The organism is Castellaniella sp., assembly GCF_049673105.1.
GTDB lineage: Bacteria > Pseudomonadota > Gammaproteobacteria > Burkholderiales > Burkholderiaceae_B > Castellaniella.
In genome coordinates, this window is sequence record NZ_JBATXG010000005.1 from 29,035 (window position 1) to 43,519 (window position 14,485).

Genomic DNA, 14,485 nt, shown 5'->3' on the forward strand with positions numbered 1-14,485 from the left:
GGCGCATTCGGCGCCCCGGAAACGACACTGCCCGCCGAAGCGGGCAGTGTCCGTGCGGGTCGGGAATCAGTTCCAGCGCCCGCCGCGACCGCCCAGGCTGTAGGACCCGGCGCCCAGCAGAGCCACGGCGACGCCGGCGAACAGGAACATGCCCTGCAGTTCCAGCGCCCAGCCGCCGCTTTTGCCGATGGCGAACAGTTCGCCCATGTGGACCAGAACGATGGCGAACAGCATGTTCAGGGCGATGATCAGACCGCCTGCGCGAGTCCACAGGCCCAGGATCAGCATCACGGGCGCCACGACTTCGCCGATGTACACGCCATAGGCGATGAAGCCGGGCAGGCCGCGAGCATCCAGCATGCCGGCAATCCAGCCGACGCCGCCATCCAGTTTTGCCAGACCGTGCAACAGGATCAGAATGCCCAGTGACAGACGCAGTACCAGTTTGCCAAGATCATCGGTAGATGTGGAAGACATGGAGGGTTCCTTGATTGTGTTGGTCGGGGCGACATGATTCGAACATGCGACCCTCTGCTCCCAAAGCAGATGCGCTACCAGGCTGCGCTACGCCCCGACTGAATCAGAACGGCAGATTCTACCATGCGTGCCAGGGTTATTCGGGTCGGCTGTGCCGCAATTCCGGCAGCGTATGGGCATGGTGGCGATAGGCCCAGGTGGGCCACAGCGCGTGGGCCAGGGCGATACGCGTCAGCGCGGGATCGGATTCCAGGGCAGTATAGCTGTCGGGTGCCGCGTAGCGGAAGAACAGCGGCTGTTGCTGGGGTGCCAGCACCGCGAGGGTGTCGCCGCGCAGGTAGCCGTAATGGTCCTCGTACTGCATCATGGCGCGCCCCCCGGCATCCTGGCGTGTCAGGTCGTGGCCGATCATGGGGTGGGCATCGTCGATGCCGATCAGGGACAGCAGGGTGGGCGGCAGATCGATCTGGCTGATGATGCGTTCATCGCGGCGCGGTGCGATGTCTGCGCCCAGGATCAACGCGGGGATATGGAAGTGGCGCAAGGGAATGCGCTGAGCGCCGCCGACGCGGGCATCGTGATCCGCGACGATCAGAAAGACAGTGTCCTGCCAGTAGGCGCTGGCCTGCGCCTGCTCGAAGAACCGACCGATGGCCCAGTCGGCGTAGCGCACGGTGTTTTGCACGGTGGCAGGGTCGCCTTGGACCGGAATCCGGCCTGCCGGGTATTCCCAGGGCGTGTGGTTGGTGACGGAAAACGCCAGATGCAGGGTGGGTTGCCCGTCATCCTGCGACAGCAGCGTGTGCAGCTTGTCGAACATATCCTCGTCGCTGGCGCCCCAGGTGCCGACGAAGGCCGGGGATTCGAAGGTCGGCAGGTCGTGCAGTTCGTCAAAGCCGTTGCCCAGGAAGAAGCTCTTCATATTGTCAAAGTGCGCTTCCCCGCCATAGATGAAACGCGAACGGTAGCCATGTCGGCGCAATAACTGGGCCAGGGTGAAAAAGCGGCTTTGCGCGTCAGTCAGGCGCAGGGCGGCGTCGGACAGGGTCGGCGGAAAGCCGGCGGTCACGGCTTCCAGGCCGCGCACGGATCGGGTGCCGGTCGCGTAGGCGCGGGTGAAGTTCCAGCCGGTGGCGGCCAGCGCGTCCAGGCAGGGGGTCAGACCTGCGCCGCCCAGATTGCCCACGTACTGCGCTCCCAGGCTTTCCTGGACGATCAGCACCAGATTGCGCGGTTTCGCCGGCTGCCGGCTGGCGGCCTGATGGTGCAGGGTCGGGATGTCCGGCGGGCCGGGCGGGATGCCGGCCTGTTCCTGGATGATCGCCTGCAATTCCTGATCGGGCAGATCGCCGTATACGTCGGCGGCGGATCGCTCGTTTTTGATGGCGTACAGGGCGAACAGCACGTTGTACAGGGAATTCAGGGGCAGGGTGTTCAGCAGGCTGTCGCCGCACCAGGCGACCGACGCCGGGTTGATGGGGCGGTGTCCCAGGGTGCCGCGGATGGCCAGCACGATGGCGGCGCCGATCAGCAAGGTCATCCCGATGCGCCAGGGCCAGGCGGGCAGGGGGGTGGGCTGGGCCTGGGCGAATAGCGCGTGGCCCAGCCAGGCGGCCAGCGCCAGCGCGATCAGGGCGGCGCCCAGCACCAGCTTATAGCCCTTCCAGAGCATGCCAAAGACTTCTTTGGGATATTTCAGATAGTCCAGGTACAGGCGATTCGGGCGGCTATCGTATTCCTGGATGAACTGGGGGGTGGAGATTTCCAGCAGCGCGAACAGCAGCCAGACCCCCTGCAGCCACAGACCTGTCAGAAAAATCGCAGTGGGATGGTCGCCCACCCAGGGTGCCAGCAGCAGTGGAATGCCGGCCCACATGGCGATCTGATTCAGATCGATGCGCAAGCCCCAGCGCAGGATCGGCCAGGGGCCGCCGGCAGCACGCACGCGCGGCCATAGCCAGGCGGTCAGCAGCAGGCGGCTGGCGGTGAGCAGCAGCAAAAGCGCCAGGATGAAGATGCCGATCTGGGTGAACATGCCGTGTCCTTGTCTTGCCCGGTCAGGGGACCAGGGCGATGCCGATGCGCACTTGCGGATCGCTTTTTTGTCGATAGCCCAACAGGGTTTCGCCGTATCCCTGGAAATACTGGACGTACAGGTGGCCGTTCATGTGCAGGAAGGTCCGTTGCAGCGGCCAGGCGGCTTCCAGCTGGGTGGCGTGCCCGCCGCTGCCCCGGCGGTACAGGCCGGATAGTACCAGGCCATTGTCCTGCGCCCAGCGCAGTTTCCAGTCGACGTAGCCCAGATAGTCCTGGTAGCGCATGTCTGGGTCGGTCGCAAAGTAGGCCTTGATCCGCGGCTGGAAGCTCAGGCGGCTGCCGCCGTCGAAACGGTAGCTGATTTCCGGCTGCAGGTAGGCGTCGTTCAGGGAACGCGAGTCGTCATCGTCCTTGCCGTTGGATTTGTGCTCGATGCCCGTGTTCACCCCCAGGGACCAGCGTTTGTCGGCGGTTTCCCAGAGCGATTCCTGCGCCCAGAACAGGCTGGGATTGTAGGTCGTGTCGATAAAAGGAATGGAATCCGAATGCAGATCCCACAGGGAAGTCTGGGTATAGCCGATGTACCAGTTGTCCATGAAGCTGGGGTGGGCCGGATCGGCGGGGCTGAAGGGCCGGTATTTGAAGCTCAACTGGAAGCGGGCGTTGGCGCCGTCGTTGCGGCCCAGTGCGAAATATACGGGCTCGTAGGGTGATAGCGCGTTGCGGAAGGTTTCAAAAGGGGACAGGCCGGCGGTGCTTGGTCCTGGGACCGGGGCAGAGGTGTCCGCCAGGGGCATCGGCGCTGCTGCCGCTGTCTGGATGCCGTCGGATGCATGGCCGACCTGCAGCGCCAGCAAGGTGTCGTCCGCGCCTTGGATGGTCAGGGTCACCAGCCCTTTGGCATCGCTGGGGACCGTGCCGGTCCAGGCCATGCGGGTAAAGGTATTGGCGGGCAGGTCAGCCGTATTGGCCGAAGTCCGCAGTTGAAACTGGGCCGGTGTGCTGCGGCCCTGCGCATCCGTCCATTGGCCGCTTAACGAGGCGGGGATGGGGCTGGCCAGCAGATTGCCGGTGTCGTTGACCAGCAGGCCTTCCAGGTCGACCACCGCCCCGGCGACGGCCTGGGGACTGCTTAACCGCAGGACGAGTTCAGCCTGTGCGGCAGGGGCCGCAGCGAAGCTCAGCAGGATCAGCAGGGAAAATACGGGGAAAAACCGGGGCGCGCGCATGGTGATAGTTGGAAGAGGACTCTTGCCCGGCACTGTAGCATTTGCGTGCCTCGGCCTAGCGGCTTGCGATCAGGAAAAATCTGGGAATCGGTAACAGAACGGCACCGTCCGCCTGGGCCGGGTAGTCCGGCGCCAGAGCGTCGCGGTAGTCCTGTAGAAAGGCGGCATGGTCCTGCGGGGGCAGCAGCGCCAGGAAGGGCCGCAGGGCGCTGCCTTTGAACCATTCCACGATGGCATCCACACCGCCGGGCAGGACGTGCCAGTAGGTGGTGCGCCAGATGTCCACCCGCTTGCAGTGCGGGGTGAGCAGGTCGTAATACCAGGTGGCCGGGTGGCGGGGGAAGCGGGTGCTGCGTTCGTCGCCGACGCGGTCTGCCCAGCGCGGGCTGGCAGCCACCTGGCGCATCACGGTTTTGACCGGCTCATCCTGATTGTCGGGCATCTGGACCGCCAGACTGCCGCCTGGCGTCAGGCAGGCCGCCAAGTGCGGAAACAGCGCCGCATGATCCGGAATCCACTGCAGCGAGGCATTGGCCAGGATCAAGTCATAAGGGTCGTCTGGCTGCCAGGCAGCGATGTCCGCCTGCTGAAAGCGCAGGCCGGGCAGCCGCTCGCGGGCGGCTGCCAGCATGTCGGACGAGGAATCCACGGCGGTGATGGCCGCATCCGGGCAGTGCTGCTGCAGGATCTCTGTGGAATTGCCTGGGCCGCAGCCCAGGTCCGCCGCCCAGGCGACTTCTTTCCGGGGTACCGCCGACAACAGATCCCGGACGGGGCGGGTACGTTCGTCTTCAAATAAGGTGTATTGCTTGGCCGACCAGCTCATGATGCGTTCCTCCTGGGGGATACTTTACGTCACCTTTGCATCCGTCGCTTCACCCGGATGGCCCCGGTCAAGCCCCGATAGACCTGTTCGCTGGTCTGGCCATGCGGGTGGGGGTGGTACCAGTACAGGCCTTCGACATCATCGGGGATCTTGAAGCGGTAGGTATGATTGGCCCCCGGCGCCACGGGGTCGCCGGGGTTGCTGTCCTGGTCGGGCCGCACGGGCAGACCGTGCCAGTGGATCGTGGTCGGTTGGGACAAATGATTTTGCAGCGTGATCTCGGCCTCGTCACCGGCATGCAGCGCGATCAAGGGACCTGGAAATTGACCGTTATAGGTCCATGCCTGGGTCGTGACGCCGGGCATCAGTTCGATGTCGGCGGGGGCGGCGACCAGCGTCGCCTTGAACAGGCCGGGCCGGGCGGCGGTGTTGGCCAGCATGGCCGGTGCGGCGAAAGGGCGGCCGGACGGGATGGCGTCGCTGGTCGCCAAGGCGTCATTGAGACATGCCAGAGGCCGATGCGTCGTGCCGCAGCGGGGCGCCGGGGGCGTGATGCAGGGCCTCTGCGCCCGGTGCGGATCGCGCCCCGGATGCCAAGGCCAGGCCGACCGAACCGGCCAGACTCGTCAGGAAGGTTCTGCGTCTCATGAATTCGCTCCTGGGTGTGGACTTGCGCCATCTGCGGCATCAGGTATCGAGCAGACAGTTTTCCAGTCTGATCCTTGCCATGGGGGTAAGGTCAAGGCGAATTTTGCTGTATGTATTGCGGCCCCGGGCGGGGCTGTTGGTGTTTGTCTGGCCCGCCCTACTGGATTCGAACCAGTGACCTACGGCTTAGAAGGCCGTTGCTCTATCCAACTGAGCTAAGGGCGGTCATGCGGGGCATCGGCGGGCCGCTGGAGCGCGGCTGCTGCGGAGTGCCTGCGAACCCTGAATTCTAACGTGCAATCCGGGTCGGTGTTTTCCCTGATCCGAGGCGGCGTGGTCGACAATGTAAGGTCTCCGTAAGACCCGGCCTCTACCTTGCTTGGCGATAAGACCCCATTGCCATTACATAAGTAGGAGACCGACATGGGAAACCCGTTGACACAAAACATCGTGTCCAACCCGAAGTATCAGCATCTGCGCCGTACCCGGCTGCGTTATGGCTGGACGCTGACCGTTGTGATGCTGATCGTGTATTACGCCTTCATCGGTGTAATTGCCTTCGATAAAGAACTGTTTTCTCTCAAGCTGGGCGCCGGCGTCATGACGTGGGGCATCCCGGTCGGCTTCGGGGTCATCATCTTCAGCGTGCTGATCACGGGGCTGTATGTGCGTCGCGCCAACAGCGAATTCGACCGCCTGACGCGCGAAATCGTGCAGGAGTCCTGAGCATGAAGCGGACAACTCTGCGCGCAGCCGGTGCCCTGGCTTTGATGGCGGCACTGGCGGGCACGGCTCATGCCGCCGGCGGCGATCTAGGCGAATTGAAGCAGCAGCCGACCAACTGGACCGCGATCATCATGTTCGGCGTGTTCGTGCTGCTGACCTTGTGGATCACGAAATGGGCGGCTCAGCGGACCCGGTCGGCGGCTGATTTCTACACGGCGGGCGGTGGCATCACCGGCTTCCAGAACGGTCTGGCCATTGCGGGCGACTATATGTCGGCGGCGTCCTTTCTGGGGATTTCGGCAGCCGTGATGATCAACGGTTACGACGGCCTGATCTATTCCATCGGGTTTCTGGTGGGCTGGCCGATCCTGACCTTTCTGATGGCGGAACGCCTGCGTAATCTGGGCAAATTCACCTTTGCCGATGTGGCGGCCTATCGCTTCAGGCAGGGGCCGATCCGGGCCTTTGCGGCGTCCGGCACGCTGGTGGTCGTGGCTTTCTACCTGATCGCTCAGATGGTTGGCGCCGGCCAGTTGATCAAGCTGCTGTTCGGTCTGGAATACTGGATCGCCGTGGTGGTCGTGGGCGTGCTGATGATGGTCTACGTGCTGTTTGGCGGCATGACGGCCACGACCTGGGTGCAGATCATCAAGGCGGCTTTGCTGTTGGGCGGCGCGACCTTCATGGCCCTGATGGTGTTGGCGAACTACGGTTTTTCGCCCGAACGCCTGTTTGCGGCGGCGGTCGAGGTCAAGACGCTGGCGGCCATGGATGCCGGCAAGGATGCGGCGCAGGCCGGGTCTTTGGGGCAGTCCATCATGGGGCCGGGTAATTTCATCAAGGACCCGATCAGCGCAATTTCCTTTGGCATGGCGCTGATGTTCGGCACTGCGGGTCTGCCGCATATCCTGATGCGCTTTTTCACCGTGCCCGATGCTCGTGAGGCCCGTAAATCGGTGTTCTGGGCGACGTCCTGGATCGGCTATTTCTATGTCCTGACCTTCATCATCGGCTTTGGCGCCATCGTGATGGTGTCCACCAATCCGCAGTTCCTGGATGCGGCCGGCACCTTGATCGGGGGCGGCAATATGGCCGCCGTGCACCTGGCCGATGCCGTGGGCGGCAATGTCTTCCTGGGCTTCATGTCGGCGGTAGCTTTTGCCACGATTCTGGCCGTGGTGGCGGGGCTGACCCTGTCCGGGACGTCCGCCGTGTCGCACGATATCTATGCGACGCTGGTGAAGAAGGGCAATGCCACGCATGCGCAGGAAATGAAAGTGGCCAAGATCACCACCATCATCCTGGGCATCATTGCGGTGGTGCTGGGCATCGCCTTTGAAAAGCAGAACATCGCTTTCATGGTGTCCCTGGCCTTTGCCGTGGCGGCGTCCGCCAATTTCCCGGTGCTGTTCATGTCGGTGCTCTGGAAGGGCTGCACCACGCGCGGCGCCATGATCGGCGGCTTTGCCGGCCTGATCAGCGCAGTGGGACTGACGGTGGTGTCGCCGTCCGTGTGGGAAGCCACGCTGGGCAATCCGGCGGGTTCCGCCTGGTTCCCGTATGCTTCGCCGGCGCTGTTTTCCATGACCATCGGCTTCCTGTCGATCTGGCTGTTCTCGGTCACGGATCAGAGCGAACGCGGTCGCATCGACCGGGCTGGTTTCGAGGCGCAGACCGTGCGCAGTGAAACCGGCATCGGCGCGGCGGCGGCCAGCGCCCACTGATCGATCGTCGCGCCGACATCGGGCCGCCTGAGGCGGCCCGATGTGCTTTGCGCCTCGCAGTATCATGAACTCCCTGACGCCCTTTGGAAGCCTTCTCATGGATTCGCATTCGCCCGACCCCGCCGCTATGGATATGTCATCCTGGCGCGAACAGACCGTCGTCCTGCATGGTGATGCCGCCTGCCATCATGATGCGGCGGTGGTGCCGCCCATTCATTACAGCGCGACATTCCGGGCCGAATCGGCAGAAGCCTTTTCCGCGATGGCGACCAGCACGCGGCCAGCCAATTTCTACACGCGCCACGGCAATCCGGTGAACAAGCACGTCGAGGCGATCCTGGCCGAACTGGAAGGCACCGAAACCGCCTTGCTGGCCGGGTCCGGCATGGGGGCGATCTGCACCGCCATCCTGGCGCTGCTGAAGGCAGGGGATCATGTCGTGGCCCAGCAGCGCCACTACATGAACACGTCCAAGCTCTTTTCCGAAGTCCTGACCCGCTATGGCGTCGAGGTCAGTTTCTTTGACCAGACGGATCTGGACAGCCTGACCGCAGTGCTGCGGCCCGACACCAAGCTGATCATGGTCGAAACCCCGGTCAACCCCAGCCTGTCGATCACGGATCTGGCGGCGGTGGCGCAGATCGCCCGCTCGCGCGGCATTCTGACGGTGGCCGACAACACCTTTGCGTCGCCCCTGAATCAACGCCCGCATGATCTGGGGATCGACATCGTCGTGCACAGCGCCACCAAATATCTGGGCGGGCACAGCGACATCATGGCGGGGGCCATTTGCTGCAGCCAGACGCTGGCCGAGCAGATCTGGAAAATGCACGTCACGCTGGGGGCGGTGCTGTCCCCCATGGACGCCTGGCTGTTGCTGCGCGGCTTGCGCACCTTGTCCTTGCGCATGGAACGCATCAACGCCAATGCCCTGGCCTTGGCGCAGTGGCTGGAAGCCAGACCGGAAGTCGAACGGGTGTGGTATCCGGGGCTGCCCAGCCATGCGCAGCATGCGCTGGCGGCTCGCCAGATGAAAGGCTTTGGCGCCATCGTGGCGTATTCGATCCGGGGCGGCTACGCCGTCACCCAGCAGTTTGTATCCGCGCTGAAACTGGCGACCCAGGCGGTCAGCCTGGGCGGGGTGGAAACCCTGGCCGTGCATACGGCGTCGATGTGGGCCAGTTCCATGAGCGAAGCCGAGATGCGGGCCGCCGGTATCGAACCCAATTTCGTGCGCATGTCGGTCGGGGTGGAGCATATCGACGATCTGAAAGCCGATCTGGCGCAGGCGCTGGAGCAGGCCAGGACAGCGGCCTGAGGCCTGCTGGCCGGCAGGGGGCGACCCGGTGGGCGCGGCCCCCCTGGGCCGGGTGGGGCTTAGTTCAGGCCGGCCTTGTCCAGCCCGTATTGTTTGTCTGCCGAGCCCGGCACCGACCGGAACGCCACCCCCAGGCGGTTCCAGCCATTGATGCCGACGACCAGGAATGTCAGGTCGGCCAGTTCTTGCTCGGACAGCTGTGCGCGCACCTGCTTGAACAGCTCGTCGGAGATGCCGTGGGGCGGCAGCTGGGTCAGGGCCTCGGTCCATTCCAGGATGGCTTTTTCCTTGGCGTCGAACAGCGGCGATTCGCGCCAGACGGCGACGTGATGCAGCCGCAATTCGCGTTCGCCCGCGAGTTTGCCTTCTTTGACGTGCATGTCCACGCAAAAGGCGCAGCCATTGATCTGCGAAGCGCGCAGCGTGACCAGATGGCCGATTTTGGCCAAAAATGGGTTTTTATGCAGCGTCTGGCTGAATTCGGAATATTTTTGGGCGGCTTCGGGCGAAGCCTGAAAATAATTGAGACGTTGAGTCATGGTGTCGATCCGAAAGGGTTCATCAAACGAACTTTTTCATTCTGCACTGTTTTGGTCCTGATTGCTGCAAAGCCCTTATGGCAAGCAGGCCTGGCCATATAAGGTCAGGGTATTACAGGTATGGGCTGGCCAGCCAGATGATGCGGTTGCGCAACTGCTTCAGAAAGGGGATGGCGTTCAGGGATTCCCGCGTGACAAGGTCCGCCTGGGCGATTTCGCCGTCGATGCGCTCGGCGATCTGGCGGGCCATCGCGGAATCGTAGATTTCCATGTCCAGCTCGAAATTCAGCCGCAGGCTGCGCGGGTCCATATTCGACGAGCCCACATAGGACCAGCCCTCGTCGATGGTGATCAGTTTGGAATGATCGAAATTGCCCCGACTGCGCCAGATCCGGCAGCCGCCGGCGATGACCTGCGCCAGCTGGGCCGTCATGGCGTAGTTCACCAGCCGCAGATTATTGCGCCCGGGGATCACGATATCCACCTGAATGCCTCGGCGGGCCGCGGTGTTCAGGGCGCCCATCAAGGTCTGGTCGGGCAGAAAATAGGGGGATTGAATGCGCACGCGCCGTTGGGCGACGGCCAGCGCGCCCAGCAGCACATTGTGCGTGGCGGCGATGAAGCGGTCCGGGCTGGACCGGACGCAGCGGGCAGGCACCTGCGGCTGCGGCGCTTCGGCGGTGCGCAAGCACCAGTCCTCGATGCGCAGCCGTTCGCGGGTAGTGAATTCCCAGTCGTTGGCAAAGACTGCGAACAACTGCGTGGCCGCCGGCCCTTCGACGCGGAAATGCGTGTCGCTGGCGGCGTGGCGCCCGGCCAGGGATGTCATGAAGCTCTCGCGGATGTTCATCCCGCCCATGAAGCCCAGGTGACCATCGACGAACAGGATCTTGCGGTGGCTGCGCAGGTTGGCGTAAGGCATGCGCAGGCCCAGCATATTGGACATGAACAGTTCCGTGCGGATGCCGTAGCGGCGCAGCAGGTGGATGATGGGCGGGCGGGAATATTTGGATCCCACCGAGTCGATCAGCACCCGGATGACGATGCCCCGTTCGTGGGCGCGGCGCAGCGCCTCGGCAAACTGCAGGCCGATCCGGTCGTGGTCGAAGATATAGCTTTGCAAGGCGATGCAGTGTGCGGCCTCGTCGATGGCCTGCAGCATGGCGGGGTAGGCTTGGTCGCCGCTGTCGAGCAGGGTGATGTGATTGCCGCCATGCAGGGGAAAGCGGCTGACGCGGTCGCATAGCACCCGCAGTGATGCGAACTGCGGACCGGCCAGCGGGGCGATATCGCCGGCAGGTTCGCTGGCGTGATTGACGTAGTCCTTGATCAGCCGGCTGCGCTGGGTGGACAACTGGTCGTGGCGGATGCGGTTGATGCCGGCCACCAGATACAGAAAGGGTCCCAGAAAGGGCGACATCAGGACGACCCCGACCCAGGCGATGGCGGCGCGCACGTCGTTCTTGTTCATGGCCGCGTGAATGGCGGTGAAGATGCTGATCGTCAACGATATCGCGGCAATCAGATGCGGCCAGTAATCGGTCAGGAATTGGGTGATGGCCAGCATGGTTCAGCTTCCGTCGGCGACGGCGGGACGCTGTTGCAGCGATTCCAGCCAGTCGGGGTTGGGGTGTCCCTGGCCAGCGTATTGCTGATTGCGGGAATTCGCGCGCCAGACCCCGCCGCCGATGCCGGGTACGGGTTCGGTCCGGTACCAGAACCAGCGGCCATCCTCGTCCTGTGCGGCCCAGTTCCAGTCCGGCGGCGCAGTGGACCAGTCGGGGTGAGACAAGGACGGGGCAGGACGATTCGGGCTCATGGGGTTCCGGGCGGGTAGGGCAGTTGCAGGCGCCCCGTACCAGCGCCTGGGGCGCCAAGGCGACCGTCAGGCCCGGCTAGTGCGCGGCGACCAGATTCTGACGAATCTTGTCATAACCCAGGTTGAAAAGAAACCCGTAGGGCAGGTAGAACAGCACGAAGCCGATATCCAGCACCAATGCATGCCACAGGGAAATGTCCAGCCACCAGGCGACGAAGGGAATGGCGATGATGATCAGGCCGCCCTCGAAGCCGCAGGCGTGGCCCACGCGCACCCAATAGGTGCGGTCAAATCCCCAATGGGCCTGCAGGCGGTCGAACAGCCAGTTGTAGAGCATGTTCCAGAGGACGGCGATGGTGGCGATGACGGCGGTCAGGACGCTCATGTCCATGATGGACCGGCCTGTGATCCAGGCCGCCAACGGGGCGGATATGCCGATAGCCAGGACTTCGAACGTGAGCGCGTGAAGAATGCGCTCGGACAGTGATCGATGATGAATCTGCATGCGGGATGCTTGCGATGGAGGCAGTGTCGTCACTGCATTCATGCATCACAGGCGGGGTCGTCCCCGCCTGGCCGGAAAACCGGAAGATAGATGGGGTGACCGATGGGGCTCGAACCCACGACAACCGGAATCACAATCCGGGACTCTACCAACTGAGCTACGGCCACCGCCGAAAGAAGAGGAATTCTAGCATGGTTAAAAACCTTTTGCTGAAATGCGGGTAAGCCCTTGATCAGCGCTGCATTTTCGGTCATGTTATGGGTTGTGGCTTGATCGGGCCGGCTCAGACAGTCGGGCCTCTTTCCAAGGAAGCGCTATATGGCACATATTTTCGTCGTCCACCCCGAAAACCCGCAATCGCGCCTGTTGCAACAGGCCGCCGACCTGCTCTCCGAGGGGGGGCTGGTTGCTGTCCCGACGGATTCCAGCTATGCCGTTGTCGCCAGGTTGGACGACAAGGCCGCCGCCGACAGCCTGCGGCGCCTGCGCGGCCTGGATGATCGCCATCACCTGACCCTGCTGTGCCGCGATCTGGCGGAAATCAGCCATTTCGCCAAAATCGAGAACACCCACTACCGCTTGCTGAAACTGGCGACGCCCGGCCCTTGGACCTTCATCCTGGAAGCCACCAAAGAAGTTCCCCGCCGGGTCTCGCATCCCTCGCGCAAGACCATCGGCATCCGGGTGCCCGACCACCGGGTGGCGCGTGCCTTGATCGAGGCCGTCGGGTCGCCGCTGCTGTCCACCACGCTGATTCCACAGGGCGAGGCCCTGCCGCTGAACGACGCCCAGGACATCCTGGCCCGCTACCAGCACGATCTGGCCGCCATCGTCGATGGCGGCGCCTGCCCCTTCGATCCGACCACCGTCATCGATCTGACCCAGGATGCCCCGCAGGTGGTGCGGGTGGGGCGCGGCGATCCGGCCACGCTGGGGCTGCAATAGCGGTTATGCTTGCGGGGATTGTCGGCGCGGGCCGACTCCCTTGTCTGCCGTTTCATGGATCAACTCATCCAGACCATTACGGTCTACGCCCTGCCGGTCTTGCTGGCCATCACGCTGCACGAGGCTGCTCACGGCTATGTGGCGTTGCTGTTCGGCGACCCGACAGCCAAACAGGCGGGCCGCATCAGCCTGAATCCGGTGCGTCATATCGACCCCATGGGCACCATCGTCGTGCCTCTGGTGCTGCTGCTGGTCACGCGCTTCATGGGCGGCGGCCTGCTGTTTGGCTGGGCCAAGCCGGTGCCCGTCGACTGGAGCCGCCTGCGCCGACCGAAACAGGACATGCTGTGGGTGGCGCTGGCCGGGCCGGCGTCCAACCTGCTGCAGGCGGTCCTCTGGGTGCTGTTCTGGCGCTTGATGCTGTCCACGGGCATCGCTCAGGGCAACGATAGCTTCTGGGTCCTGATGGCCCATGCCGGCGTGCAGGTCAATCTGATCCTGATGGCGTTGAATTTGCTGCCGCTGCCGCCGCTGGATGGCGGGCGTATCGTCTTCAGTCTGTTGCCTCCGCGTCTGGCTTGGCAGTACGGTCGGATAGAACCGTATGGGGTGGTCATCCTGATCCTGTTGATGATGATGGGATGGCTCTGGCCCCTGATGGTGCCCTTGCTGAAATTTGGCGAATGGATCGTCAACGGATTTTTGTAAGTCAGGCGCGCGAATCCGGTAAACTTGCTTTTTTCACCGCCTGGGATATCGCCTGGGCGTTTTTCGGAGACATTCTTCATCATGGCCGGTGCGGATTCATCCCTTCCAGTTTTTCAGGGCAGTATGGTCGCCCTGGTCACGCCCATGCATCCCGATGGGCAACTGGACCTCGATGCCTTTCGAAAGCTGATCGACTGGCATATTGACCAGGGGACCGACGCCCTGGTGGTGGTCGGGACGTCGGGCGAATCGCCCACGGTCACGGTGCAGGAACAAGCCGAATTGATCGAACTGGCGGTGCGCCATTCCAACGGGCGCATCCCCGTCATCGCCGGCACGGGCGGCAATTCCACCGCCGAGGCCATCGAACTGCAGCGTCACGCTTATGCGGCGGGCGCGGTGGCGGGGCTGACGGTGGTGCCCTACTACAACAAGCCTTCCCAGGAAGGCCTGTACCAGCATTTCCGCGCGATCGCCGAATCCGTTGAACTGCCCAGCATTCTGTACAACGTGCCTGGCCGCACGGTGGCTGATCTGTCCAATGACACCATCCTGCGTCTGGCTCAGGTGCCTGGCATCATCGGCGTGAAAGACGCCACGGGCAGTATCGCCAGGGGCGCGCAGCTCATCGCCGCCGCTCCGGCGGGTTTCCACGTCATCAGCGGCGACGATGCCACGGCGGCTGCCCTGATGCTGCTGGGCGGGCGGGGCAATATTTCCGTCACGGCCAACGTCGCGCCGCGGCTGATGCACGAACTGTGCGCCGCCGCGCTGCGCGGCGACGTACCCGAAACGCGGCGTTTGAATACGCTGCTGGCAGCGCTTAGCCATGTGCTGTTCCTGGAAGCCAATCCGATCCCCGTGAAATGGGCGGCGGCTGAAATGGGCCTGATTCAGCTGGGCTATCGCCTGCCTTTGACGCCTTTATCCGATTCCTTCCGCACGGTGGTGCGCCAAGCCTTGATTGATGCAGGTTGCCTCTGA

General features: G+C 63.5%; 16 protein-coding genes and 3 tRNA genes. 6 read left to right on the forward strand and 13 right to left on the reverse strand.

The genetic code is table 11. The features are described 5' to 3' along the window. Positions 1-66: 66 nt before the first annotated feature. The 8 genes from WBF69_RS01100 to WBF69_RS01135 form a co-directional block, all read right to left on the reverse strand. Positions 67-477, reverse strand: coding sequence for a DoxX family protein (locus WBF69_RS01100; protein ID WP_424260358.1), 411 nt, complete (start codon positions 475-477; stop codon positions 67-69). 20 nt (positions 478-497) lie between these two features. Beyond that, a tRNA-Pro gene (locus WBF69_RS01105) sits at positions 498-574 on the reverse strand. A gap of 39 nt (positions 575-613) precedes the next feature. Continuing rightward, positions 614-2,512, reverse strand: coding sequence for an LTA synthase family protein (locus WBF69_RS01110; protein WP_424260360.1), 1,899 nt, complete (start codon positions 2,510-2,512; stop codon positions 614-616). Between the two features lie 22 nt (positions 2,513-2,534). After that, on the reverse strand, positions 2,535-3,743 hold the full coding sequence (locus tag WBF69_RS01115; protein ID WP_424260362.1) for a phospholipase A: 1,209 nt from the start codon (positions 3,741-3,743) through the stop codon (positions 2,535-2,537). Between the two features lie 55 nt (positions 3,744-3,798). Then, on the reverse strand, positions 3,799-4,569 hold the full coding sequence (tam, locus tag WBF69_RS01120; RefSeq protein WP_424260364.1) for a trans-aconitate 2-methyltransferase: 771 nt from the start codon (positions 4,567-4,569) through the stop codon (positions 3,799-3,801). Between the two features lie 29 nt (positions 4,570-4,598). Then, entirely contained in the window at positions 4,599-5,009 is a 411-nt protein-coding gene (locus WBF69_RS01125) for a multicopper oxidase domain-containing protein (protein WP_424260366.1), read from the reverse strand. Positions 5,010-5,064: 55 nt separating this feature from the next. Continuing rightward, positions 5,065-5,217 carry a hypothetical protein gene (locus WBF69_RS01130; RefSeq protein WP_424260368.1) on the reverse strand — a complete coding sequence of 51 codons (153 nt, stop codon included), beginning with the start codon at positions 5,215-5,217 and terminating at the stop codon, positions 5,065-5,067. A 148-nt stretch (positions 5,218-5,365) separates the two neighbouring features. Then, a tRNA-Arg gene (locus WBF69_RS01135) sits at positions 5,366-5,442 on the reverse strand. A gap of 198 nt (positions 5,443-5,640) precedes the next feature. Between WBF69_RS01135 and WBF69_RS01140 the strand changes: the two genes are divergently transcribed. The 3 genes from WBF69_RS01140 to WBF69_RS01150 all read left to right on the forward strand — a co-directional run bounded on the left by WBF69_RS01140 (position 5,641) and on the right by WBF69_RS01150 (position 8,985). Next, positions 5,641-5,943: a DUF485 domain-containing protein gene (locus tag WBF69_RS01140; protein WP_424260370.1), complete on the forward strand. Its 303-nt coding sequence runs from the start codon at positions 5,641-5,643 to the stop codon at positions 5,941-5,943. A 2-nt stretch (positions 5,944-5,945) separates the two neighbouring features. Beyond that, the gene (locus WBF69_RS01145) at positions 5,946-7,667 is read left to right on the forward strand and encodes a cation acetate symporter (protein WP_424260372.1); all 1,722 of its coding nucleotides are present in this window, start codon (positions 5,946-5,948) and stop codon (positions 7,665-7,667) included. Between the two features lie 97 nt (positions 7,668-7,764). Beyond that, positions 7,765-8,985 carry a trans-sulfuration enzyme family protein gene (locus tag WBF69_RS01150; RefSeq protein ID WP_424260374.1) on the forward strand — a complete coding sequence of 407 codons (1,221 nt, stop codon included), beginning with the start codon at positions 7,765-7,767 and terminating at the stop codon, positions 8,983-8,985. Positions 8,986-9,044: 59 nt separating this feature from the next. Here WBF69_RS01150 and WBF69_RS01155 read toward each other — a convergent pair whose 3' ends face one another. The 5 genes from WBF69_RS01155 to WBF69_RS01175 form a co-directional block, all read right to left on the reverse strand. Then, positions 9,045-9,524: a carboxymuconolactone decarboxylase family protein gene (locus tag WBF69_RS01155; protein ID WP_424260376.1), complete on the reverse strand. Its 480-nt coding sequence runs from the start codon at positions 9,522-9,524 to the stop codon at positions 9,045-9,047. A gap of 112 nt (positions 9,525-9,636) precedes the next feature. Continuing rightward, entirely contained in the window at positions 9,637-11,091 is a 1,455-nt protein-coding gene (locus tag WBF69_RS01160; RefSeq protein WP_424260378.1) for a phospholipase D-like domain-containing protein, read from the reverse strand. A gap of 3 nt (positions 11,092-11,094) precedes the next feature. Next, positions 11,095-11,343, reverse strand: coding sequence for a hypothetical protein (locus WBF69_RS01165; protein WP_424260379.1), 249 nt, complete (start codon positions 11,341-11,343; stop codon positions 11,095-11,097). 76 nt (positions 11,344-11,419) lie between these two features. Beyond that, the gene (locus tag WBF69_RS01170; protein ID WP_424260381.1) at positions 11,420-11,848 is read right to left on the reverse strand and encodes a multidrug/biocide efflux PACE transporter; all 429 of its coding nucleotides are present in this window, start codon (positions 11,846-11,848) and stop codon (positions 11,420-11,422) included. Positions 11,849-11,939: 91 nt separating this feature from the next. Further along, positions 11,940-12,015, reverse strand: a tRNA-His gene (locus WBF69_RS01175). 151 nt (positions 12,016-12,166) lie between these two features. Here WBF69_RS01175 and WBF69_RS01180 point away from each other — a divergent pair. From WBF69_RS01180 to dapA, 3 genes are all read left to right on the forward strand, one after another. Next, the gene (locus WBF69_RS01180; protein ID WP_424260383.1) at positions 12,167-12,793 is read left to right on the forward strand and encodes an L-threonylcarbamoyladenylate synthase; all 627 of its coding nucleotides are present in this window, start codon (positions 12,167-12,169) and stop codon (positions 12,791-12,793) included. A gap of 54 nt (positions 12,794-12,847) precedes the next feature. Then, positions 12,848-13,501, forward strand: coding sequence for a site-2 protease family protein (locus WBF69_RS01185; RefSeq protein ID WP_424260385.1), 654 nt, complete (start codon positions 12,848-12,850; stop codon positions 13,499-13,501). An 81-nt stretch (positions 13,502-13,582) separates the two neighbouring features. Then, complete coding sequence (dapA, locus tag WBF69_RS01190; protein WP_424260387.1) at positions 13,583-14,485, forward strand: 4-hydroxy-tetrahydrodipicolinate synthase; 903 nt, start codon at positions 13,583-13,585, stop codon at positions 14,483-14,485.

What these genes read in the sequence shown, in the direction of transcription:
- WBF69_RS01115 (WP_424260362.1), bottom strand. Translation starts at nt 3,743, where the DNA reads ATGCGCGCGCCCCGGTTTTTCCCCGTATTTTCCCTGCTGATCCTGCTG.
- WBF69_RS01170 (WP_424260381.1), bottom strand. Translation starts at nt 11,848, where the DNA reads ATGCAGATTCATCATCGATCACTGTCCGAGCGCATTCTTCACGCGCTC.
- dapA (WP_424260387.1), top strand. Translation starts at nt 13,583, where the DNA reads ATGGCCGGTGCGGATTCATCCCTTCCAGTTTTTCAGGGCAGTATGGTC.
- WBF69_RS01160 (WP_424260378.1), bottom strand. Translation starts at nt 11,091, where the DNA reads ATGCTGGCCATCACCCAATTCCTGACCGATTACTGGCCGCATCTGATT.
- tam (WP_424260364.1), bottom strand. Translation starts at nt 4,569, where the DNA reads ATGAGCTGGTCGGCCAAGCAATACACCTTATTTGAAGACGAACGTACC.
- WBF69_RS01180 (WP_424260383.1), top strand. Translation starts at nt 12,167, where the DNA reads ATGGCACATATTTTCGTCGTCCACCCCGAAAACCCGCAATCGCGCCTG.
- WBF69_RS01150 (WP_424260374.1), top strand. Translation starts at nt 7,765, where the DNA reads ATGGATTCGCATTCGCCCGACCCCGCCGCTATGGATATGTCATCCTGG.
- WBF69_RS01100 (WP_424260358.1), bottom strand. Translation starts at nt 477, where the DNA reads ATGTCTTCCACATCTACCGATGATCTTGGCAAACTGGTACTGCGTCTG.
- WBF69_RS01145 (WP_424260372.1), top strand. Translation starts at nt 5,946, where the DNA reads ATGAAGCGGACAACTCTGCGCGCAGCCGGTGCCCTGGCTTTGATGGCG.
- WBF69_RS01130 (WP_424260368.1), bottom strand. Translation starts at nt 5,217, where the DNA reads ATGAGACGCAGAACCTTCCTGACGAGTCTGGCCGGTTCGGTCGGCCTG.
- WBF69_RS01110 (WP_424260360.1), bottom strand. Translation starts at nt 2,512, where the DNA reads ATGTTCACCCAGATCGGCATCTTCATCCTGGCGCTTTTGCTGCTGCTC.
- WBF69_RS01125 (WP_424260366.1), bottom strand. Translation starts at nt 5,009, where the DNA reads ATGCTGGCCAACACCGCCGCCCGGCCCGGCCTGTTCAAGGCGACGCTG.
- WBF69_RS01140 (WP_424260370.1), top strand. Translation starts at nt 5,641, where the DNA reads ATGGGAAACCCGTTGACACAAAACATCGTGTCCAACCCGAAGTATCAG.
- WBF69_RS01165 (WP_424260379.1), bottom strand. Translation starts at nt 11,343, where the DNA reads ATGAGCCCGAATCGTCCTGCCCCGTCCTTGTCTCACCCCGACTGGTCC.
- WBF69_RS01155 (WP_424260376.1), bottom strand. Translation starts at nt 9,524, where the DNA reads ATGACTCAACGTCTCAATTATTTTCAGGCTTCGCCCGAAGCCGCCCAA.
- WBF69_RS01185 (WP_424260385.1), top strand. Translation starts at nt 12,848, where the DNA reads ATGGATCAACTCATCCAGACCATTACGGTCTACGCCCTGCCGGTCTTG.